The sequence below is a fragment of the Methylobacterium sp. J-090 genome (assembly GCF_022829345.1).
Lineage (GTDB): Bacteria > Pseudomonadota > Alphaproteobacteria > Rhizobiales > Beijerinckiaceae > Methylobacterium.
Genome location: NZ_JAKSXV010000006.1, coordinates 1 through 19,399, shown reverse-complemented (window position 1 = coordinate 19,399; position 19,399 = coordinate 1). Strand labels below are relative to the sequence as shown.

The 19,399-nt window shown below is 70.4% G+C and carries 22 protein-coding genes; 9 read left to right on the top strand and 13 right to left on the bottom strand.

The genetic code is table 11. The features are described from left to right. Nucleotides 1-311 precede the first annotated feature (311 nt). Nucleotides 312-1,490 (bottom strand): cell division protein ZapE, encoded by a 1,179-nt coding sequence (gene zapE / locus MKK49_RS00440; RefSeq protein WP_244026049.1) that lies wholly within the window; start codon nucleotides 1,488-1,490, stop codon nucleotides 312-314. 279 nt (nucleotides 1,491-1,769) lie between these two features. On the opposite strand from zapE, the gene MKK49_RS00435 reads away from it, so the two are divergent. The 3 genes from MKK49_RS00435 (at nucleotide 1,770) to MKK49_RS00425 (ending at nucleotide 3,022) form a co-directional block, all read left to right on the top strand. Continuing rightward, the gene (locus MKK49_RS00435; RefSeq protein ID WP_244026034.1) at nucleotides 1,770-2,348 is read left to right on the top strand and encodes a GNAT family N-acetyltransferase; all 579 of its coding nucleotides are present in this window, start codon (nucleotides 1,770-1,772) and stop codon (nucleotides 2,346-2,348) included. Nucleotides 2,349-2,421: 73 nt separating this feature from the next. Continuing rightward, entirely contained in the window at nucleotides 2,422-2,721 is a 300-nt protein-coding gene (locus MKK49_RS00430) for a hypothetical protein (protein WP_244026033.1), read from the top strand. 100 nt (nucleotides 2,722-2,821) lie between these two features. Further along, the gene (locus tag MKK49_RS00425; RefSeq protein WP_244026032.1) at nucleotides 2,822-3,022 is read left to right on the top strand and encodes a hypothetical protein; all 201 of its coding nucleotides are present in this window, start codon (nucleotides 2,822-2,824) and stop codon (nucleotides 3,020-3,022) included. Nucleotides 3,023-3,024: 2 nt separating this feature from the next. Here the strand turns inward: MKK49_RS00425 and MKK49_RS00420 are convergent, their stop codons facing one another. Next, nucleotides 3,025-3,708, bottom strand: coding sequence for a spermidine synthase (locus tag MKK49_RS00420; protein WP_244026031.1), 684 nt, complete (start codon nucleotides 3,706-3,708; stop codon nucleotides 3,025-3,027). 137 nt (nucleotides 3,709-3,845) lie between these two features. On the opposite strand from MKK49_RS00420, the gene rlmN reads away from it, so the two are divergent. The 3 genes from rlmN (at nucleotide 3,846) to ggt (ending at nucleotide 7,671) form a co-directional block, all read left to right on the top strand. Next, complete coding sequence (rlmN, locus tag MKK49_RS00415; protein ID WP_244026030.1) at nucleotides 3,846-5,147, top strand: 23S rRNA (adenine(2503)-C(2))-methyltransferase RlmN; 1,302 nt, start codon at nucleotides 3,846-3,848, stop codon at nucleotides 5,145-5,147. A 301-nt stretch (nucleotides 5,148-5,448) separates the two neighbouring features. Then, nucleotides 5,449-5,937 carry a hypothetical protein gene (locus MKK49_RS00410; RefSeq protein ID WP_244026029.1) on the top strand — a complete coding sequence of 163 codons (489 nt, stop codon included), beginning with the start codon at nucleotides 5,449-5,451 and terminating at the stop codon, nucleotides 5,935-5,937. Continuing rightward, a complete protein-coding gene (gene ggt / locus MKK49_RS00405) occupies nucleotides 5,938-7,671 on the top strand; it encodes a gamma-glutamyltransferase (RefSeq protein WP_244026027.1) in 1,734 nt (577 codons plus the stop codon). 271 nt (nucleotides 7,672-7,942) lie between these two features. Here ggt and rpoN read toward each other — a convergent pair whose 3' ends face one another. The 6 genes from rpoN to MKK49_RS00375 all read right to left on the bottom strand — a co-directional run bounded on the left by rpoN (nucleotide 7,943) and on the right by MKK49_RS00375 (nucleotide 13,534). Then, nucleotides 7,943-9,517 (bottom strand): RNA polymerase factor sigma-54, encoded by a 1,575-nt coding sequence (gene rpoN, locus MKK49_RS00400; protein WP_244026025.1) that lies wholly within the window; start codon nucleotides 9,515-9,517, stop codon nucleotides 7,943-7,945. A gap of 390 nt (nucleotides 9,518-9,907) precedes the next feature. Then, entirely contained in the window at nucleotides 9,908-10,756 is an 849-nt protein-coding gene (lptB, locus tag MKK49_RS00395) for an LPS export ABC transporter ATP-binding protein (RefSeq protein ID WP_409564996.1), read from the bottom strand. Beyond that, nucleotides 10,753-11,502 carry an LptA/OstA family protein gene (locus MKK49_RS00390; protein WP_244026047.1) on the bottom strand — a complete coding sequence of 250 codons (750 nt, stop codon included), beginning with the start codon at nucleotides 11,500-11,502 and terminating at the stop codon, nucleotides 10,753-10,755. The genes lptB and MKK49_RS00390 overlap by 4 nt, the downstream gene beginning before the upstream one ends. 26 nt (nucleotides 11,503-11,528) lie before the next feature. Next, the gene (locus MKK49_RS00385) at nucleotides 11,529-12,260 is read right to left on the bottom strand and encodes a lipopolysaccharide-assembly, LptC-related protein (RefSeq protein WP_244026023.1); all 732 of its coding nucleotides are present in this window, start codon (nucleotides 12,258-12,260) and stop codon (nucleotides 11,529-11,531) included. 135 nt (nucleotides 12,261-12,395) lie between these two features. Next, nucleotides 12,396-13,022: a ribonuclease D gene (locus MKK49_RS00380; protein ID WP_244026022.1), complete on the bottom strand. Its 627-nt coding sequence runs from the start codon at nucleotides 13,020-13,022 to the stop codon at nucleotides 12,396-12,398. 104 nt (nucleotides 13,023-13,126) lie between these two features. Beyond that, nucleotides 13,127-13,534 carry a ComEA family DNA-binding protein gene (locus tag MKK49_RS00375; RefSeq protein ID WP_244026021.1) on the bottom strand — a complete coding sequence of 136 codons (408 nt, stop codon included), beginning with the start codon at nucleotides 13,532-13,534 and terminating at the stop codon, nucleotides 13,127-13,129. Between the two features lie 394 nt (nucleotides 13,535-13,928). Here MKK49_RS00375 and rpmF point away from each other — a divergent pair, with 394 nt between their 5' ends. After that, nucleotides 13,929-14,117 carry a 50S ribosomal protein L32 gene (gene rpmF / locus MKK49_RS00370; RefSeq protein WP_018046018.1) on the top strand — a complete coding sequence of 63 codons (189 nt, stop codon included), beginning with the start codon at nucleotides 13,929-13,931 and terminating at the stop codon, nucleotides 14,115-14,117. A 130-nt stretch (nucleotides 14,118-14,247) separates the two neighbouring features. Here the strand turns inward: rpmF and MKK49_RS00365 are convergent, their stop codons facing one another. Both MKK49_RS00365 and phaR read right to left on the bottom strand, forming a co-directional pair. Next, nucleotides 14,248-14,478: a hypothetical protein gene (locus MKK49_RS00365; RefSeq protein ID WP_244026020.1), complete on the bottom strand. Its 231-nt coding sequence runs from the start codon at nucleotides 14,476-14,478 to the stop codon at nucleotides 14,248-14,250. A 113-nt stretch (nucleotides 14,479-14,591) separates the two neighbouring features. Then, the gene (gene phaR / locus MKK49_RS00360) at nucleotides 14,592-15,206 is read right to left on the bottom strand and encodes a polyhydroxyalkanoate synthesis repressor PhaR (RefSeq protein WP_244026019.1); all 615 of its coding nucleotides are present in this window, start codon (nucleotides 15,204-15,206) and stop codon (nucleotides 14,592-14,594) included. Between the two features lie 340 nt (nucleotides 15,207-15,546). Here phaR and MKK49_RS00355 point away from each other — a divergent pair, with 340 nt between their 5' ends. After that, nucleotides 15,547-16,728 carry an acetyl-CoA C-acetyltransferase gene (locus tag MKK49_RS00355; RefSeq protein WP_244026018.1) on the top strand — a complete coding sequence of 394 codons (1,182 nt, stop codon included), beginning with the start codon at nucleotides 15,547-15,549 and terminating at the stop codon, nucleotides 16,726-16,728. 136 nt (nucleotides 16,729-16,864) lie between these two features. Next, a complete protein-coding gene (gene phbB, locus MKK49_RS00350; protein WP_244026016.1) occupies nucleotides 16,865-17,593 on the top strand; it encodes an acetoacetyl-CoA reductase in 729 nt (242 codons plus the stop codon). Nucleotides 17,594-17,632: 39 nt separating this feature from the next. Here the strand turns inward: phbB and MKK49_RS00345 are convergent, their stop codons facing one another. Genes MKK49_RS00345 through MKK49_RS00335 form a run of 3 tightly spaced genes read right to left on the bottom strand, consistent with a single transcriptional unit; the run spans nucleotide 17,633 to nucleotide 19,151 of the window. After that, nucleotides 17,633-18,073, bottom strand: a complete 441-nt coding sequence (locus MKK49_RS00345; RefSeq protein ID WP_244026014.1) for a cupin domain-containing protein — start codon at nucleotides 18,071-18,073, stop codon at nucleotides 17,633-17,635. A gap of 20 nt (nucleotides 18,074-18,093) precedes the next feature. Next, nucleotides 18,094-18,897 (bottom strand): hypothetical protein, encoded by an 804-nt coding sequence (locus tag MKK49_RS00340; protein ID WP_244026012.1) that lies wholly within the window; start codon nucleotides 18,895-18,897, stop codon nucleotides 18,094-18,096. Next, nucleotides 18,894-19,151 carry a hypothetical protein gene (locus MKK49_RS00335; protein ID WP_244026011.1) on the bottom strand — a complete coding sequence of 86 codons (258 nt, stop codon included), beginning with the start codon at nucleotides 19,149-19,151 and terminating at the stop codon, nucleotides 18,894-18,896. Before MKK49_RS00335 ends, MKK49_RS00340 begins: the two co-directional genes overlap by 4 nt. Nucleotides 19,152-19,399: the final 248 nt, after the last annotated feature.

Genomic DNA, 19,399 nt, shown 5'->3' with positions numbered 1-19,399 from the left:
CCACGTCGTCGGCGTCCGGGCACGCGATCCGTGTCGCGGTCCCGCATCGATCGCTCGCGCGGAGAGCCCCGGCTTCCTTCGGGAACGGCGGCGGCCGCCGACAGCGGCAGCCGGTGCGGCGCGGCGGGCGCGTCGCCGTTCTTCGGAATGAGACCAATTAAATGCAGCGCGTGCTGCAGTGCAACGCCGCCGGTCCGATCGGGCTCCGCGCTCGGGACGTTTCGGCATGGCGTATGTGCGATGGCGCACGAAGAGCGCGGGGGGCGATGCGACCGCCCGCCGCTGATGGGAGGGGCGGCCCGTGGCCGCGTTCAGGTCTCGACCAGGCCCGCGCTCGACCCCGACGCCTCCGAATCCCCGGCGCCGTGCGGCAGGGCGAGGTAGTCCGACGAGCGCATCTCGATGAGGCGCGACACGGTCCGGTCGAACTCGAAGGCCTCCCGGCCCTCGGTCGCCGTATAGAGCCCCTGCGGCTCGGCCGCCGCCGAGGCGACGAGCTTCACGTGGGCGTCGTAGAGGGTGTCGACTAGGGTGATGAAACGCTTGGCCTCGTTGCGGGTCTCCGCGCTCATCACCGGGATGTCGGCGAGGATCACCGTGTGGAAGGCCCGCGCCACGGCCATGTAGTCGGAGGCCCCGAGCGGCTGTGCGCAGAGATCGGCGAAGGTGAAGCGCGCCACACCCGCCGCCTCCTCGGGCACGGAGACGTCGCGGCCCTTCACCCGCACGGTGGCGGGCCTGCCCCTGGTCTTGCCGGTGAGGCCCTTGAAGGCGCGGGCCAGGGCGGCATCCGCCTCCGCATCGGCGGGCACGTGGTAGACCGAGGCGCCACCGAGCTTCTCGAGGCGAAAATCCGTGCGCGAATCGAGGCGCAGGACGGCAACACGGCTCTGCAGTTCGGCGACGAACGGCAGGAACAGCGCCCGGTTGAGGCCGCCCTCGTAGAGCCGGTCGGGCTCGACGTTGGACGTCGCCACCACGGTGACGCCGCGCTTGAACAGGGCGTCGAACAGGCGCCCCAGGATCATCGCGTCGGCGATGTCGGTGACGGTGAACTCGTCGAAGCACAGGAGAGTGGCCTCGTCGGCGAGCGCGTCGGCCACCACGGGGATCGGATCGTCACCCTTGGCCGTGCCGGCCTTGAGGGCTTGGCGGTGGGCGTGGATGCGCTCGTGCGCGTCGGCGAGGAAGCCGTGGAAATGCACCCGGCGTTTCGGGCCGGGCGCCGCCTCGTGGAACAGGTCCATGAGCATGGTCTTGCCGCGCCCGACGGAGCCCCAGATGTAGAGGCCCTTCGGCACGGCGGCCGGGTCCTCCTTGCGGGAAAACAGCCAGCCGAGCGCGCTGCCCTTGCGGGCGCGCCGGCGCCGGCCGAGTTCCTGCGCCAGCCCATCGAGGGCCCGCACGAGGTGGACCTGCGCCGGATCGCGCTCGATGGCGCCGGAATTCACCAGGGCCTCGTAGCGCTCCAGGACCGGACCGTGGGGGATCGCGCCCGAGCGGGCGTGATCGGAGGGGGCCGGAGGAGCTGATGGACTCACGACGGACAAAGCCTCGACGCCTGGGCCGGGACGGGCGGCCCGCTTCGGGTCTGCCGCGTGCCCAAGGCCCGATCAAGCCGAATGGTTGGTATGCCAGAGACACGGGCGGCAGGACGTTTTGCTGCATTGCAAAAATCTGGCAGCGATGCCACATCTGCCTGACCTTGAGGGAGGTGACGTCCGGACCCCGGCGCGGCAAGCGCGCCCCAGCACCGGAAAGGCATCACCATGCCGGAACCTCGACCCGAAGCCCCCGCCCTGCGCCCCGTCATCCGCCGCCTGTGGCCGAGCGACGCCGCCGCCGTGGAGGCCTACTTCCTGCGCCTCGATCCCGAGACCCGCGCCAGTCGCTTCATGGGCACCCTGAGCGACGCGGCGGCCCTCGCCTATGCCCGCCGGGCCCTGAAGGTCGACGGGGTCGTCTTCGGTGCCTTCGTCGACGGCACCCTGCGGGCCCTGGGCGAATTGCGTCCGACCCGCGCCCCGCCGCCGGGCTTCTCCCTCGGCCCCGACGCGGAAGCCGCCTTCGCGGTGGAGCGCGACTACCGGCGCAACGGCCTCGGCCAGGCGCTGTTTCGCCGCATCGCCGGGGCGGCGCGCAATCGCGGCGTGCGCGACCTGCGCGTGCGCTGCCTCGCCCGCAACCGGCCGATGCTCGGCCTCGCGGCCCGGGCCGGCGTCGACCTGCGGATGGCGGGCGGCGAATCGGAGGGCGCCCTCCACCTCGCCCACCCGACGCCGGCCTCCCTCTGGCAGGAGGGGGTGACCGAGGCGTTCGACTTCACCCTGGCGCTGGCCGCCGCGTGAGGCCAGTGTAGGGCCCGGCGCGCGACGTGCTTGCCGACGTGCCTTCCAACTTGCCTGCGAGGTGGCTTTCGCCATGCGACGGACCCTGTTCCCCTGCGTCCTCCTGCTCGTCTCCGCGAGCGCGGCCGTGGCCCAGGCGCGCCTGGCCACGCCGGACATGACCTGTGCCGAGGCGGCCGGTCTCGTGACCCGGACCGGTGCCATCGTGCTGACGACGGGACCGTTCACCTACGACCGATTCGTGCGCGACGGCGGCTTCTGCCCCCTGCCCACGGTGCCAAAGCCCGCCTTCGAACTCACACGCGACGTGCCGCGCTGCTTTCTCGGTTACACCTGCCACGACCGGTTCACCGAGGGCGCCGGTCGCGAGTAGATCGCGGTCCCCACGGCCAAGCTGCCTTGTTGCGGCCAAGCCCCGTGCCGATGCTGGCCGCGACGCCCCGCGAGAGGGCCGGCACCAAGGGGCCACCGCCATGGACACGATCGATCATATCGCGCGGCAACCCGGCGATCTGCGCCTGCAGCGCTCCGTCGCCGACACCCTGCGGACCATCGCGGCGGCCTGCGCCGAGCGCGACGCCCCGCCGGTCAAGGCGGCCCGGCGCGAACTCGCGGCGATCTACGGCGCCACCCGCCTGAGCCGCCGGCGCGACCGCCTGCGCGCGGCCGGCTGACCTTACCGAGACCGTTCCGGCCGCACGGCGAGCCAGACCGTGTGGCGGGCGCCCCGGCCCCGCCCGGCCCGCACGGGCACCGCCTCCACGGCGAAACCGGCGCGGACGAGGCGCTGGGTGAAAGCCGGATCGGGATGGGCCGACCACACGGCGAGCACGCCGCCGGGACGAAGCGCGCCGCGCGCCGCCGCCAGGCCACCGGCATCGTAGAGCCGGTCGTTGTCCGCCCGGGTCAGCCCCTCGGGGCCGTTGTCGACGTCGAGGAGGATCGCGTCCCAGGCCAGCGCCGAGGACCGGATCAGGCCGGCGACGTCGGCCTCCCGCGCTTCCACCCGGGGGTCCGACAGGGCATCGGCGGAGATGTGGGCCAGGGGGCCGCGCCCCCAGGCGAGCACCGCCGGCACCAGTTCGGCCACCACGAGCCTGGCATCCGCGCCCAGGGCATCGAGGGCCGCCCGCAGGGTGAAGCCCATGCCGAAGCCGCCGATGAGGATTCGCGCCCCGGCCCGTCCGCCGATCCGCGCCGCCGCCAGGGTCGCCAGCGCCTCCTCCGAGCCGCTGAGGCGGCTGTTCATCAGGTCCTCCCGGCCGATCCGGATCAGGAATTCATGGCCGCGCTGGAGCAGGCGCAGCTCGTCGGTCGTGCCCGGGATCGGGGCGGTGTCGAGGGCGACCCAGGGAATCACGGCGAACCTCGCGGGCGTCGGAACTAGCGTGGAGCCGGGTATCACACCCGGCGCACCCCGCCCATGCCGCACCCGTATTCGCGTTCGCGGCGCGGATCGCCTATATCGGACCGATTCCAAATGAAGGTCTGAGATCCATGGCGACGGCGTCGTTCGACACCGCCCGGGGCGACGCGAGTGCCGCCCCCGCAATCGAGAAGCTGCCCGAGTTCGAGCCGGCCTCCGCGCCGCTTGGAGGCCCCCTCGGCCGCTCGTCCCTCGTCGGCCTGACCCGGGACGACCTCAAGGCGCGGCTCTCGGCCATCGGCGTGTCCGAGCGCGAGCAGCGCATGCGCTCGGGCCAGATCTGGCACTGGGTCAACGTGCGGGGCGCCAGGCACTTCGACGACATGACCAATGTCGGCAAGGGCCTGAAGGCGGATCTCGCCAGCGCCTACACCCTCGACCGCCCGGAGGTGATCACCGAGCAGGTCTCGCGGGACGGCACCCGCAAGTGGCTCATGCGCATGGCCCCCACTGGCAAGCACGACCACAACCGCGGCGCCGAGATCGAGTGCGTCTACATCCCCGGCCGCGGCCGGGGCACCCTCTGCGTCTCGAGCCAGGTCGGCTGCACCCTCACCTGCTCGTTCTGCCACACGGGCACCCAGCGCCTCGTGCGCAACCTGACGGCGGCCGAGATCGTCGCCCAGGTGGTGGTGGCCCGCGACCACCTCAACGACTGGGCCGGCCAGAACCCGACGCCGGCCGGGGCCGACGAGGTCCGCCGGGCGGTGACCAACATCGTGTTCATGGGCATGGGCGAGCCCCTCTACAACATCGACAACGTCATCGATTCCGTCGGCGTCATGGCCGATCAGGAGGGCCTCGGCCTGTCGCGCCGGCGCATCACCGTCTCCACCTCCGGCGTCGTGCCGCAGATGCAGCGCCTCGGCACCGACGCGCACGCCATGCTGGCGATCTCGCTCCACGCCGTGCGCGACGACCTGCGCGACACCCTGGTGCCGCTCAACCGCAAGTATCCGCTCGCCGAGCTCATCGCCGCCTGCCGCAACTATCCGGGCCTCAACAACGCCCGGCGCATCACCTTCGAGTACGTGATGCTGAAAGGCATCAACGACACCGACGCGGATGCCCGCGAGCTGGTGCGGCTGCTCAAGGGCATTCCCGCCAAGATCAACCTGATCCCGTTCAACCCCTGGCCCGGCAGCGTCTACGAGTGCTCGGACTGGGAACGCATCGAACGCTTTTCGGAGATCGTCTACGACGCCGGCTACGCCTCCCCCGTGCGCACGCCGCGCGGTCGCGACATCCTCGCCGCCTGCGGCCAGCTCAAGAGCGAGACCGAGAAGCTGCGCGCCCGCGCCCGGATGATGCTGGAGGACGGCATCGGCGCCGAGGGCGTCTATGCAGGCGCCGACGACGGCGACGACGACTGATTTTTTGGCAATACCCTCCTCCTTGTGGCTGCCGGACTCACACAACCGCAACATCGACGATTTCGACCGATCCCCGAAGAACCTGGCGCGTCGGCGTGAAGCGCGACAGGCCCCCTCTCCTGGAAGGAGAGGGCTGGGGTGAGGTGAGAGGTCTCTCCGGATAAGTCACACACCTCACCCTGTCCCTCTCCTTCCAGGAGAGGGGACCCGTGCCTTCCCTGACGAGTTGGGTTTGCTATGCCTACGACGGGAAAAGAGCGGCGAACGACCGCTCATCCGACAACCTGATAGGGGGGGCATCATGCGGTTCCTCGGCCGCGTCTTCGTCGGGTGCCTCGCCCTGCTCCTGGCGATTCCCTGCGGCGCCTTCGTGCTCGGCCTCGGCGCCATGCTCGATCCGGTCTCGCGGGAGGTGCTCGGGAGCCTCGGGTTGGTCGGCCTGTTCGAGGGGCTGAACGACCTCGCCTCCGGAATCGGCCCCGAGACCATCCTGTTCGCCCTCGCCGCCTTCGCCCGCGCGCTGTTCCTCCTCCTCGTGGTGCCGCCGGTCGCGATGGCGGTCATCGGCGAGACCCTGAATTGGCGGAGCCCCGCGTGGTACGGCGCCGGCACCGGCCTCCTCACGGCGCTGGTGCCGTGGCTCGCCCGGAATGCGGCCCGCGCCGGCGACCCGCAGGCCTTCGCGCAGGAGGGCCGCATCACCGCGATCCTGTTTCTTACCGGCGCGGCCTCGGGACTCGTCTACTGGCTGGTGGCGGGCCGCTTCGGCCCGCGTGACGGAGCCGTGTGAATGCGCCGCCTCTCCACCCCTTGCCTCGCCCTCTGCCTCCTCGTCGCCGCCACCCCGCCGGCCCGGGCCCAGGCGGATTCCTCGCCGATCCAGTCGGACACCGCCCGGATGCTGCCGGTGCTGGCGGCGAACGGCATGGTCTCGTCGCAGGAAGCCCGGGCGACGCGGATCGGCGTCGCGATCCTGAAGGCCGGCGGCAACGCCGTCGACGCGGCGGTGGCCGTGGGTTTCGCCCTGGCCGTCACCCTGCCGCGCGCCGGCAATCTCGGCGGCGGCGGCTTCATGATGGTGCACCTGGCCCGTTCCGGCGAGACCGTGGCCATCGACTACCGCGAGACCGCCCCGGCGGCGGCCCGCGCCGACATGTTCCTCGACGCGCGGGGCGAGCCCGACCACGCCGCCTCCACCCGCACGGGCAAGGCGGTGGGCGTGCCCGGCACCGTGCGCGGGCTGGCCGAGGCGCACCAGCGCTACGGCTCCGGCCGTTTCACCCTCGCCGACCTCGTCGCCCCGGCCGAGCGCCTCGCCCGCGAGGGCATCGACGTCGAGGCGGGGCTCGCCGATTCCCTGCCCCGCGCCGCCGATCTTCTGGGGCGCTGGCCATCGAGCCGCGCGATCTTCTTTGCCGGCGACAGACCGCTCCGGCGCGGCGAGCGCCTCGTTCAGGCGGACCTCGCCGACACCCTGAGATTCATCGCGAAGGAGGGCCCGGACGCGTTCCACACCGGTCCCATCGCCGAAGCCATCGCCGGGGCGGTGCGCGCGGCCGGCGGCGTCATGACGGCGGACGACTTAGCCGCCTACCGACCGGTGATCCGCCAACCCGTGCGCGGCACCTATCGCGGCCTGTCCGTCGCCTCGATGCCGCCGCCGAGTTCGGGCGGCATCCACCTCGTCGAGATCCTCAACGTGCTGGAGGGCTTCGATCTGGCGAAGATGGGGGCCGGCAGCGCCGACGCGATCCATACGCTGGCCGAGGCGATGAAGCCGGCCTACGCGGATCGGGCCACCTGGCTCGGCGACCCGACGCGCTCGCAGATCCCCGTCGAGGGGCTGACGGCGAAATTCTACGCCGAGGGCTTGCGCAGGGCCATCGATCCGGCCCGCGCCCGTCCGGCCTCCGAGGTCAAGGCCGGCGATCCCTTGCCCTTCGAGCCCGACCAGACCACGCATTTCTCGGTGATCGACGCCGAGGGCAATGCGGTCTCGAACACCACCACGCTGAACTTCTCCTACGGGATGGGCCTCGTCGCCCCCGGCACCGGGGTGCTGCTCAACAACGAGATGGATGATTTCTCCGCCAAGACCGGGGCGCTCAACGCCTACGGTCTCGTCGGCGGCAAGGCCAACGCGGTGGCACCGGGCGCTCGCCCCCTGTCCTCGATGACGCCGGCCTTCGTGTTCCGGGACGGCAAGCTCCTGCTGGTGACGGGAAGTCCGGGCGGCAGCCGCATCATCTCGACGGTGCTGCAGACCATCGTCAACGTCGTCGATTTTCGCATGAACCTGCTGCAGGCGGTGGCGGCCCCGCGCATCCACCACCAGTGGCGCCCGGACGTGCTCACCGTGGAGGAAGGCGTCTCGCCCGACACGATCGCGATCTTGCGCGCGCGCGGCCACAGGGTGGTGGTAGCGCCGGCCTCGGGCTCGGCCAATTCCGTGATGGCCGTCGATGGGCTCAAGGCCGGCGCCGCCGACCCGCGCCAGCGCGGGACCCTGGCGGAGGGATACTGAGGGAAGCGGGGAAAATCGCATCGGCTGAGCGCATCTCTCCCCACTGCGCCCCGCCTTCACACATCTCGCGGGCAGCGCGGGTCCCCTCTCCTGAAAGGAGAGGGACAGGGTGAGGTGTGTGATTTTTCCGGAGAGTTCGCACACCTCACCCCAACCCTCTCCTTCCAGGAGAGGGGGCCTGTCGCGCCTTACGCCGGCACATGAGGGCCTTTGAAACGACTGCTGCGTGGATGTGTGAATCCGACAGCTCTTGTGGGACGGAACCGGCCCGTTACCGCGTGTAGGCGAAATGCTCCCGCCTGCGCTCGATGGAGGACGGAATCCGGAGCGACTCCCGGTACTTCGCCACCGTGCGGCGGGCGATGTCGATGCCCTCGTCGCGCAGGCGCTGCACCAGGGCGTCGTCGGAGAGCACGTCGCTGCGGGCCTCGCCGTCGACGAGCTGCTTGATGCGGTGGCGCACGGCCTCGGACGAGTGCGAGGCCGTGCCGGCGGCGCCGGGAATCGCGGCGGTGAAGAAGTACTTCATCTCCAGGGTGCCCCGGCTGGTGCCGATGGACTTGTTGGAGGTGACCCGCGAGACGGTGGATTCGTGCATGCCGATGGCCTCGGCCACGGTCTTCAGGTTGAGGGGGCGCAGGTGCGCGACCCCGTGCAGGAAGAACGCGTCCTGCTGGCGCACGATCTCGGAGGCGACCTTGAGGATGGTGCGGGCGCGCTGCTCAAGGCTGCGGGTCAGCCAGTTCGCCGTCTGCAGGCACTCGGACAGGAACGCCTTGTCGCCCTCGGCCGCCGCCCCGCGCGAGACGCGGGCATAGTAGCTCTGGTTCACCAGGACGCGGGGCAGGGCCTCGGCGTTGAGCTCCACCAGCCACGACCCGTCGGGGGCGGCGCGCACGAACACGTCGGGGATCAGCACCTCGACGGCCCGTGCCCCGAAGGCGCGGCCGGGCTTCGGGTCGAGGCGGCGCAGCTCCGCCAGCATGTCGACGAGGTCCTCGTCGTCGACCCCGCAGAGGCGGCGCAGGGACGCGAAATCGCGCTTGGCCACGAGGTCGAGGCGCGAGACCAGGGCCTGCATGGCCGGATCGAACCGGTCGCGGTCGCGCAGCTGCAGGGCGAGGCATTCGGCGAGATCGCGGGCGGCGATGCCGGCGGGCTCGAAGCTCTGCACCAGCTTCAGCACGCGCGCGACGGTGTCGAGGGGCGTGCCGAGCCGCTCGGCGACCTCGTCGATGGATTCGCGAAAGTAGCCGGCATCGTCCACGGCATCGATGAGGAAGCCGCCGATGAGACGGTCGACGGGATCGCGGGTGGCGAGGTCGAGCTGCGCGGCCAGGTGCTCGCGCAGGGACATCTCGGAGGTGAGCGTCGCCTCAAAATCCGGGGCCTCGCCGTCGAAGGAGCCGCCGGTGTTGCCGTAGGGCGCCGGCGTCAGGGACAGCATGTCGCCCGACGCCGCCTCGCGGGCATGGGTCGGGTTCTCGTCGGCGAACACATTGTCGAGGCGGGTGTCGAGGGCGCTCTCCATGTCGGCGCCGCTCGCCGTCAGGGTGGTGGCGATCCAGGACTCGTCGCCGCCGTCGAAGTCGCCGCCGTCGCCCTCGCCGCCCTCCGCGTCGCCGTGGCGATCGACGGAGGATTCGGACGGGGTCTCGCCGGGCGGGCGCTCATCCCCGGTCTCGCCCTCGGCGCGCTCGAGGAGCGGATTGCGCTCGAGTTCGGCGTCGACGTAGGCGGTCAGGTCGAGATGCGAGAGTTGAAGGAGCTTGATCGCCTGCAGGAGCTGAGGCGTCATCACCAGGGCTTGGCCCTGGCGCATTTCCAGCCGTTGCACCAGACTCATGATAAGGTCCCGATCCCCGAGTCGCACCGCCGTTCGGCGGCGCGCGTCACCGCGGGCCGAACATCGGCATTAATCTTGCTTCTTTTTGCTGTTCCAAGGTTTAGCCCCAACCCGACCGGACGTCAAAGCGTGTCGGGGCGGTCCTGCCTAAAAAATGCCCATGCTCACCGATCGCCGTCGCGGCGTGGTGTCAGCGTCACATCGGGGCGGTCACGAAAGCCTTTTCGCAGGCTGCGGCCCTCACGACGTTCGGGCATGGATCCCGCGCGTCGGTGATCGCGCCCCGATGCGGAATTTTTCGCGGGCGTCGCAGACTTTATAAGCGTCGCAGACTTTGCAGGCGTTGCAGACTCTGTAAGCGTCGCAGGGCTTCTCCCGGAAGCCGGCGTTCTAAAGCCGAAAATCCTCGCCGAGGTAGAGGCGGCGCGCGTCGGCGTTGGCGACGATCTCGTCGGGCGTCCCCTCCGTGAGGATGCGGCCCGAATGCGCGATGTAGGCCCGGTCGATGAGGCCGAGGGTCTCGCGGACGTTGTGGTCGGTGATGAGCACGCCGATGCCGCGCTGCTTCAGGTGCTTCACCAGATCCTGGATGTCGCCGACCGCGATGGGGTCGATGCCGGCGAACGGCTCGTCGAGCAGCATGAAGCTCGGGGACGAGGCCAGCGCCCGGGCGATCTCGCAGCGGCGGCGCTCGCCGCCCGACAGGGCGATGGAGGGGGATTTGCGCAGGCGCGCGATGTCGAATTCCTCCAGCAGGGATTCGAGCTTTCTCGCCCGTTCCTTGCGGTCGGGCTCGGCGACTTCGAGCACGGCGCGGATGTTGTCCTCCACCGTGAGGCCGCGGAAGATCGAGGCTTCCTGCGGCAGGTAGCCGATGCCCAGCCGCGCGCGCTGGTACATGGGCAGGTGGGTGATCGGCAGGCCGTCGAGGCTGATCGAGCCGCGATCGGCCTGAACCAGGCCGGTGATCATGTAGAAGATCGTGGTCTTGCCGGCGCCGTTGGGGCCGAGCAGCCCCACCGCCTCGCCGTTGCGGACCGTGAGCCCGGCCTCGTGCACCACTGTGCGGGCGCCGTAGCTCTTGCGCAGGCCGCGCACGTGGAGGATGCCCGGACCGCCGCCCTCGGCGAGAATCGCGGCCTCGCGCGCAGCGGTCGCGTCGCGGCGCCCCCGGCCGAACAGTCGGCCGAACAGGGAAGGCCGGACCGGAGCGGCGGACACCGGCGACGTATCGCTCAATTGGCCTGCGCCCGCGGCTTGCTCGCCTCGGCGGGCTTGGTCTCGGCGGGCTTGGCCTCTGTGGGCTTGGCCTCCGGCTTGGGCACCGCCTTGGCGGCGGCGGGCGGCTGGGCGCAGCCCTTGCCGGCCTTGGGGCCGTCCTCCTTCTGCGGCACGAACAGGGCCGAGACCCGGCCGCCGGCCACGGGGTCCATGTTCGCCCGGCCGGTGTTCATGTCGTAGACGAGGCGCGAGCCGCGCGTCACGTTCTGGCACTGGCTCAGCACGACGTTGCCGGTGAGCACGATGCGCTTGGCCTCCTGGTCGAACACCGCGCTGTCGCCCGTCGCGACCTGGTCCTTCTGCACCACGGTGACGGGGCCGGCGCATTCCACGCGCTGGATGCCGTTCTCGCCCATCCCGCCGGCGGGCTTTTCGCCGGCGTCGGCCGTGTCGGCGGCGGGCGCCTTGGTCTTGTCGTCCTTGGCCTTATCGTCCTTGGCCTTGTCGTCTTTCTTGGCCCGCTTGTACCGCACGGTCATGCTGGAGCAGCGGATGGTGCTGTCGCCCTGCACGGCGACGACGTTGCCGGCGAAGATCGCCTTGTTCTCGCGGTCGAACACGTCGAGGCGGTCGGCGTCGATCTTGATCGGCTCCTTGCCGCCGCCGCCGAGATTGCCGAGCCCGGCCGCCTTCTCCTTCTTGGGAGCCGGCGCGGGCGTCTGCGCGCCGGCCGGGGCCGCGAGGATCAGGCCGGCGGCAAGCATCACCCGGCCGAGGGCGCGCGCCGCCGTCACGGCCGGGTCTCGCCGTCGGTCGGCTCGGCGGCGGAGGTGAGGACGCGGGCCGGCTTGGCGGACTTTTCCGGCTTCTCGAGCTCGTGCAGCACCGTGTGGACGTTGCCGACGAACGAGATGACGTGGCCGCTGTCGGTCACGTCGAGGGTGTCGGCCACCACGGTGCCGCTCGGGATCGCCACCGCGACGCTCTCGTTGGACTTGACGGTGCCGGCCTTGAAATCGACGGCGGCCGATTTCAGGCGGATTTCCTCGCCCTTGTCGGTCCAGATACGGATATCCTGTTCCAGGCTCAGGGATTCGCGCGCCGTGTCGAACAGGCCCGAGGCCGCCTCGAGATGGGCGATGCCGCCCTTGTCGTCGGTGTTGAGATGGCCCTTCATGGCCTGCAGCTCGATGAGGGTCGGCTTGCGCACGTCCTGGAAAGCGGCGGTGGCGGTGACCTCGTAGCCGCGCTCGCCCTGGCGGAAGCCGGACAGGCGCGGGCTTTCCATCTTCACCTTGGTGCCCGACAGGCTCACGGGGCCGATGCTGACGCCCGGCAGGGTGGTGCCGAAGGGATTGAACATCACGGCGGCGAGCGCCAGCACCGCCGTGCCGGCGACGAGGGGGATGATCCGCCGTAGGGTCCGCACGCGGGTGCTGTGGCTGCGCGCCCGCGCGTGGGCACGGGTCCGGCGCGCATCGGCGCGCGGTGCTTCGGTCTGGATGGCCTCACCCACGTGCATGATCGTCCCAAACATGCCGCCGGATGCGCGCGGGCCATGGCGAAGTTATGACCACCCGATTGCCAAATCATCAAGGGCGGCGGCGCGCGCCGCCGCGATCATGTGCGGGGGCGCACGACGCCCCGAAGAATAGCCTCAGGTGTGCGCGAAAATGTCGGTCTCGGGCCAGCCGGCGAGATCGAGGCGGGCGCGGGTCGGCAGGAAGTCGAAGCAGGCCCGGGCCATCTCCGTGCGGCCCTCGCGGGCGAGCATCGCGTCGAGGCGGGTGCGGGCGGCGTGGAGGTAGAGGACGTCGGAGGCCGCGTAATCGAGTTGCGCCTGGCTCAGGGTCTCGGCCCCCCAGTCGGAGGATTGCTGCTGCTTCGACAGATCGACGCCGACGAGTTCGCGGACCACGTCCTTGAGGCCGTGGCGGTCGGTGTAGGTCCGGGCGAGCTTCGAGGCGACCTTGGTGCAGTAGACCGGCGCTGGCATCACCCCCAGCGCGTTGAAGAGCACGGCGAGATCGAACCGGGCGAAATGGAAGATCTTGACGGTTTCTGGATCGCCCATGACCCGCGCGAGGATTTCGGGCACGGGTCCGCCGGGGATGATCTGCACCACGTCGGCGCTGCCGTCGCCGCGCGAGACCTGCACCACGCAGAGCCGGTCCCGGTGCGGGTTGAGCCCCAGGGTCTCGGTGTCGATGGCGATGGCGGGGCCGGCGACGTAATCGCCGGGCAGGTCGCCGCGATGGACGCGCACGAGGGGCTGGGGGGCCATGGGAGACTTTGCGGAAGAGGGCGGGACGCGAACCCGCGCGTAGCATTCGGGCCCCCCGGCCGACAAGCGCGCGGCGGACAACCGGTCCGTCGCGCGCGGAATTCCTATTTCTGCTTGGCGATGATCTTGTCCTTGATGCCGTCGTAGACACCCTGGGGAATCACCTTCTTGGAGACGAGCTCGTCCTTGCCGCGGTAGGGGCGACCCTTGACGATGGCCGCCGCCCGGGCGGCGCCGATGCCCGGCAGGGCGTCGAGCTCGGCGGGACTGGCACTGTTGAGGTCGATGAGCGCGGCCTTTTCGGACTTGGCCTCGGACTTGGACGTCTCGGGTTTCGCGGCCGCGGCCGGCGCTTTCGGCGGCGCAACGCTCGGCGGCGTCGGATTCGACGGGGCGGGTACGGCCGGAGCGGGCTTCACCGAGGGGGTCGCGGGGCTCGGCGACTGCGCGAGGGCGGGGACGGAGGCGAGGCAGGCCAGCACGGCGAGGCTGCGCAAGAGGGATGACGGCATGGGACACTCCCGGATCGATGGCGCGATCGTGGTGCCGCGCCAACGCGCCAAGACTTAGGGACGTGCGGTTGAACCGCCGCTTAACGGTGCGACATCAATGCAGATCCCGAATGAGATCGAGCCAGGATGATCCGACATCTTGATCCGTGAGCGACCTCGCGCGATGGGAGCCGGGCGAACGATCCGAAACCTTCGCCCCGAAACCTTCGTCATGGCTCCGCGGTCGCGGCCTGGGCCGGAGGGCGGACTCCACTTTTCGAGCGGGTGCTCTAGCCAGGGCGGGCGCACGCGGCTATAAGCCCGGCCTCGAATCTCCGTTTGAACACGGTGCCGAGGCGTCCTCCCGGAGGGGGATCGCCTGAGGCGCCCTTTTTGCCATCGACAGGATCATCCCATGGCCGTTCCGAAGCGCAAGACCTCCCCCTCGCGGCGCGGCATGCGCCGGTCCGCCGACGCCCTCAAGGCTCCGACCTACGTCGCCGACAAGGATTCGGGCGAGCTGCGCCGTCCCCACCATATCGACCTGAAGACCGGCATGTACCGGGGCCGTCAGGTCCTCAAGGTGAAGTCGGCCGAGGCCTGAGCCTTCGGGCTTCGTCCTCGGACGAGGCCGGTCGCTCCGGCGGCCAGGGTCGGATGACGGACAAGGCCGTGACCCGCGCAAGCGGGCGCGGCTTTTCTCGTTGGGGCTTCGGTTCTCGGCGGGGCTTCGGTCAGGCGATGCGTCGGGCCGCCTCGGCATAGCTGGCCGCGGCACTCCGGGTCCGTTCCAAACGCGCCGACCGCAGGCCCGGATCGGTGCTGACGAGGAGCTGGATGAGGAATCCCGCATCGGGACGCAGGGGTGCGAAGCGGCGGGCGCCGTAGGCTTCGCCCGTCCCGGGAATCACCACGAGGTCGTAGGCCGGGACCTGTTCCGTTTCCGGACGTCCGTCTGTTCCCAATCGCCCCATCGCATCCATTCCCGCGTGAACCGGGGTGAGATGCGCAAGAGGTGGGCCGGCGTTAACGGTTCGTCAACCTTTCGTCCGGGGCCGGGCCGACTTCTCGGCGAGCGCTACTTCTTGGACAAATCCTCGAGGCGCGACTGCATCTCGGCCATCTGGCGCTTGAGATCGTCGAGGTCGGTGCCCGTGGGAGCCGGCGCGGCGGCCTGCGCCGGGCGCGGTGCGGCCGAGGGGTGCGAGCCCATGCCGGAGAGCGGACCCGTGCCGAAGGTCGTGAACATCTTCATGGCGTCGCCGAAGAAGCTCATGTTGGCCCGCACCTGCTCCTCCATGGCGTTCTGGAACACGGTGGGGGCGAAGCTCTGGGTCATCTTCTCGCGAAGGCCGTCCTGGTCCCGGGCGAAATTGGCCATGGAGAATTCGAGGAAGCTCGGCACCATGGTGCGCATGCTGTCGCCGTAGAAGCGGATGAGCTGGCGCAGGAAGGCGACCGGCAGCAGGTTGTCGTCCCCGGCCTTGTTCTCCTGCTCGAAGATGATCTGCGTCAGCACCGAGCGGGTGATGTCGTCGCCCGAACGCGCGTCGTAGACGAGGAAGTCCTCGCCGTTCTGGACCATCGTCGCGAGGTCCTCGAGGGTGACGTAGGTCGAGGTGCCGGTATGGTAGAGGCGCCGGTTGGCGTACTTCTTGATAACGGTGTGGTTGGACTTACCGTTGTCCGCCATTTCTGGGGGCCTCTCCCAACGCGATCATGCAGGTCGCTCGATCTTTGCGGCTAGATCTTCGACGACGCACACGGAGCCGAGAACGCTCCCGATCCGCCAATCTTCATCTTAAGGCGTTCGCCCGCCGACGAAAACACCTATCTGATCGCCGTCCACGCGGAATAATGCCGGTCCCCGTGCCGACGCGGCATGGCGGCGGCGTGACAGCGTCCGCGCGTCCTCTCCAAAGCGCCTTGACTTCGGGGGGGCGTGGGCTTTCATCCGAAAGCTACGGCACAAGGCGCGCACGCTCACCCGAAAGCGACAACGCCGCGCCGGCCGGCATGAGGAGAACGTCACCATGGCAGCAGAAGATATCGTCATCGTCGGGGCGGCCCGGACCGCGGTCGGCTCGTTCGGCGGCGCCTTCAACACCGTTCCCGCCCATGACCTCGGGGCCGTGGCGATTAAGGCCGCCCTGGAGCGGGCCGGCGTCTCCCCCGACGACGTGGACGAGGTGATCTTCGGCCAGGTGCTCACCGCCGGCGCCGGGCAGAACCCGGCCCGTCAGGCCGCCATCAAGGCCGGCATCCCCGAGAAGGCCACGGCCTGGGGCCTCAACCAGGTCTGCGGCTCGGGCCTGCGCACCGTCGCCATCGGCATGCAGCAGATCGCCAACGGCGACGCCACCGTGATCGTGGCCGGCGGCCAGGAATCCATGTCGCTCAGCCCCCACGCGCAGTACCTGCGCGGCGGCCAGAAGATGGGCGACGTCAAGCTCGTCGACACCATGATCAAGGACGGCCTCTGGGACGCCTTCAACGGCTACCATATGGGCACCACCGCCGAGAACGTGGCCCAGGCGTTCCAGCTGACCCGCGAGGAGCAGGACGCCTTCGCGACGAAGTCGCAGAACAAGGCCGAGGCCGCCCGCAAGGAAGGCCGCTTCAAGGACGAGATCTGCCCCGTCACCGTGCCGGGCCGCAAGGGCGACACCATCGTCGACACCGACGAGTACATCCGTGACGGCGCCACCGTCGAGGCGATGGCCAAGCTCAAGCCCGCCTTCTCGAAGGACGGCACCGTGACGGCCGCCAACGCGTCCGGCCTCAACGACGGCGCCGCCGCCATCGTGCTGATGTCGGCCTCGGAAGCCGAGCGCCGGGGCATCACGCCGCTCGCCCGCATCGTCTCCTGGGCGACCTCCGGCGTCGACCCGAAGGTGATGGGCACGGGCCCGATACCGGCCTCGCGCAAGGCCCTGGACAAGGCCGGCTGGAAGCCGGCCGACCTCGACCTGATCGAGGCCAACGAGGCCTTCGCCGCCCAGGCGCTCGCCGTGAACAAGGATATGGGCTGGGACACCGACAAGGTGAACGTCAACGGCGGCGCCATCGCCATCGGTCACCCCATCGGCGCGTCCGGTGCCCGCGTCCTCGTCACCCTCCTGCACGAGCTCAAGCGCCGCGACGCCAAGAAGGGCCTCGCCACCCTGTGCATCGGCGGCGGCATGGGCGTCGCCATGTGCATCGAGCGGGTCTGAACCACCGCGGGGCGGCGCCATAATTCTTGATGGCGCCGCAAATTTAAATGGGTCGCACGACGGCTGCCTCGCCAGCTAAAGCCGCACGCGACAGCGCACTCATAAATCCGACAAGAAACATTCAGTGGAGGATATCATGGCTCAGGAACGCGTCGCCCTCGTCACGGGCGGAACGCGCGGCATCGGCGCCGCCATCTCGAAGGGCCTCAAGGCCAAGGGCTACAAGGTCGCCGCCAATTACGGCGGCAACGACGAGGCCGCCAACGCCTTCAAGGCCGAGACCGGCATCCCCGTCTTCAAGTTCGATGTCGGCGACTACGCCGCCTGCGAGGCCGGCATCAAGCAGATCGAGGCCGAGGTCGGCCCCATCGACATCCTGGTGAACAACGCCGGCATCACCCGCGACGGCGCGTTCCACAAGATGAGCTTCGAGAAGTGGCAGGCGGTCATCAAGACCAACCTCGACTCGATGTTCACCTGCACGCGTCCGCTGATCGAGGGCATGCGAAGCCGCAACTTCGGCCGCATCATCCTGATCTCGTCGATCAACGGCCAGAAGGGCCAGGCCGGCCAGACCAACTACTCGGCCGCCAAGGCCGGCGTCATCGGCTTCGCCAAGGCGCTGGCCCAGGAGAGCGCCGGCAAGGGCATCACCGTCAACGTGATCGCGCCGGGCTACGTCGCCACCGAGATGGTGATGGCCGTGGCCGAGGACATCCGCAACAAGATCATCGCGACGATCCCCGTCGGCCGCCTCGGCGAGGCCGAGGAGATCGCCCGCGCGGTGGAATACCTCGCGGCCGAGGATTCGGGCTTCGTCACCGGCTCGACGCTCACCATTAACGGCGGCCAGTACATCGCCTGATGTGCTGAAACGGGTCCGGGTACGCCCGGACCCGTCCCTTCATGTTCGCGGCGTCGGCCGCCAGCCCGGTGGGGCCATCTCGAAGCCCGGAAATTCGAAGGCCGGCGAGACCGTGCAGCCGACGAGCGTCCAGGCGCCCAGGCTCGTGGCCGTCTGCCAATGGCCGGCCGGCACGACGATCTGGGGCTGCTGACCGCGCGCGAGGTCGGGACCGAGATAGGCCGCCGCCGCATCGTGGCCGTTGGGGCTCTGGGTGATCACCAGGGGGGCGCCGGCGTGCCAGTGCCAGATCTCGGCGGCATCGACTCGGTGCCACTCGGACACCTCGCCCGTGTCGAGCAGGTAGTAGATCGCGCTGCCCACCGAGCGCCCGTCGACGGTGCGGGGATCGCGGAACGTCTCGCGGTAATGGCCGCCCTCGGGGTGCGGGACCAGCCCGAGGCGGGCGATGATCTCGGCGGCGGTCGGTCCCTGGCTCATCGGTCGCTTCCGTCCTGATCTCAAGGCTCGATGGCGGCGGCTGGCATCCGCACGCCCGAGGGGGCTTCGGTCTGCCCGGACGGGGGCTTGGACGTCTTCGGGCGCGTGGCGGTCCTGGTGGAGCCGCTTTTGCCGGCGTCACCTTTGCCAGCGTCACTTTTGGCAGTGGCGGGGTCGGATTTCGACTTCGCCACCGGCGCCGCCTTGACGGCGGGCGCCTCGCCGCAGGCCTGGAAGGCGAGCTGCGCCAGGGGCTGACCCGCCTCCGAGACGATGTTGAGGGTGTCGGGCAGGGGCGTCGGGGTGGCATCCCAGCGGATGGTGCCGCCCTTGGCACCCTCCAGGACTGCCGGCGCCCCGCCCCGGCGCAGGGCGAACAGGTCCGGCCCGTAGGCGGTGGCGACCTTGCCGGCGATGACGACCTGCAGCACCCGCGCCGAGTCCGGCGTCAGCGGCAGGAGGGGATTCTCGACCACGATGAGCCCCGTGCGGGTCACCCAGACGGAAAAATTCTTCGGTCCTTCATAGAGAGCGGCCTTCTCGGCGCAGGCGACGGTCAGGTCCGGGCGCGGCGCGGCGGGCACGGGAGGCAGGGCCGCGGGTGTCGTGACGGGCGTGCCGGCGGCGGGCGGCGGCGCGACCGCCTTCGGCTTGGCCGGGACCGCCTTCCGGGGCGCCGGCTTCTTCGGGGGCGTCGCGGGCGCCGGGTCGTCCACCGCCGGCCCGTCCCCTGCCGGTGCCTGGGCAGAGGCGGCGTGTGTCCAGACGGCGAGGAGGGCGGCCAGGGCGAGGAACGGCGGGCGCATGCGCGAAGGACCGATCATCGGGGCTCGCCGCCGGGGGGAAGACGCCGGGCCTCCGCCTGCGGCTCGATGGGCAGGATCGGCGCGGAGCGGTCGATGGGACTGATCCGGGGCGGTTGCAGGCTGCGCATCAGGGTCTCCTCGCCGTCCTCCATCAGGTCCTCCTCGTGCTCCATGCGCAGCTCGGGCCGTCGCGCGCGCGCCATCATCGTCATCACCACGATGCACGAGAGGGTGAAGGCCGCGATCGCGGCCAGGATGAGGGTGGTTTCCATGCCGCCATCAGCGTTACCCCAGGATGGCCCGCGATGCGACCGGGACGGTGATCGGCCGCGCGGCCGGAACGGTCCTTGCGTGGCTCCGCCCGACCGGTCCGGGGGCAGTTCCGCAACCCCGTGCTGGCCGTGACCCTGGCCATCACCCGTCGGTTCGATCGCGGCGAGATCGACGAGGAGGCCCTCGACGGCCTGTTCGCCCGGCTGCGGGCGCAGTCCCTGGCGGACCGGGCCGGACGCCTGCGGGC

What these genes read in the sequence shown, in the direction of transcription:
- MKK49_RS00435 (WP_244026034.1), top strand. Translation starts at nt 1,770, where the DNA reads ATGCCGGAACCTCGACCCGAAGCCCCCGCCCTGCGCCCCGTCATCCGC.
- MKK49_RS00430 (WP_244026033.1), top strand. Translation starts at nt 2,422, where the DNA reads ATGCGACGGACCCTGTTCCCCTGCGTCCTCCTGCTCGTCTCCGCGAGC.
- MKK49_RS00425 (WP_244026032.1), top strand. Translation starts at nt 2,822, where the DNA reads ATGGACACGATCGATCATATCGCGCGGCAACCCGGCGATCTGCGCCTG.
- rlmN (WP_244026030.1), top strand. Translation starts at nt 3,846, where the DNA reads ATGGCGACGGCGTCGTTCGACACCGCCCGGGGCGACGCGAGTGCCGCC.
- MKK49_RS00410 (WP_244026029.1), top strand. Translation starts at nt 5,449, where the DNA reads ATGCGGTTCCTCGGCCGCGTCTTCGTCGGGTGCCTCGCCCTGCTCCTG.
- ggt (WP_244026027.1), top strand. Translation starts at nt 5,938, where the DNA reads ATGCGCCGCCTCTCCACCCCTTGCCTCGCCCTCTGCCTCCTCGTCGCC.
- rpoN (WP_244026025.1), bottom strand. Translation starts at nt 9,517, where the DNA reads ATGAGTCTGGTGCAACGGCTGGAAATGCGCCAGGGCCAAGCCCTGGTG.
- MKK49_RS00390 (WP_244026047.1), bottom strand. Translation starts at nt 11,502, where the DNA reads ATGCTTGCCGCCGGCCTGATCCTCGCGGCCCCGGCCGGCGCGCAGACG.
- MKK49_RS00385 (WP_244026023.1), bottom strand. Translation starts at nt 12,260, where the DNA reads ATGCACGTGGGTGAGGCCATCCAGACCGAAGCACCGCGCGCCGATGCG.
- MKK49_RS00380 (WP_244026022.1), bottom strand. Translation starts at nt 13,022, where the DNA reads ATGGCCCCCCAGCCCCTCGTGCGCGTCCATCGCGGCGACCTGCCCGGC.
- MKK49_RS00375 (WP_244026021.1), bottom strand. Translation starts at nt 13,534, where the DNA reads ATGCCGTCATCCCTCTTGCGCAGCCTCGCCGTGCTGGCCTGCCTCGCC.
- rpmF (WP_018046018.1), top strand. Translation starts at nt 13,929, where the DNA reads ATGGCCGTTCCGAAGCGCAAGACCTCCCCCTCGCGGCGCGGCATGCGC.
- phaR (WP_244026019.1), bottom strand. Translation starts at nt 15,206, where the DNA reads ATGGCGGACAACGGTAAGTCCAACCACACCGTTATCAAGAAGTACGCC.
- MKK49_RS00355 (WP_244026018.1), top strand. Translation starts at nt 15,547, where the DNA reads ATGGCAGCAGAAGATATCGTCATCGTCGGGGCGGCCCGGACCGCGGTC.
- phbB (WP_244026016.1), top strand. Translation starts at nt 16,865, where the DNA reads ATGGCTCAGGAACGCGTCGCCCTCGTCACGGGCGGAACGCGCGGCATC.
- MKK49_RS00345 (WP_244026014.1), bottom strand. Translation starts at nt 18,073, where the DNA reads ATGAGCCAGGGACCGACCGCCGCCGAGATCATCGCCCGCCTCGGGCTG.
- MKK49_RS00340 (WP_244026012.1), bottom strand. Translation starts at nt 18,897, where the DNA reads ATGATCGGTCCTTCGCGCATGCGCCCGCCGTTCCTCGCCCTGGCCGCC.
- MKK49_RS00335 (WP_244026011.1), bottom strand. Translation starts at nt 19,151, where the DNA reads ATGGAAACCACCCTCATCCTGGCCGCGATCGCGGCCTTCACCCTCTCG.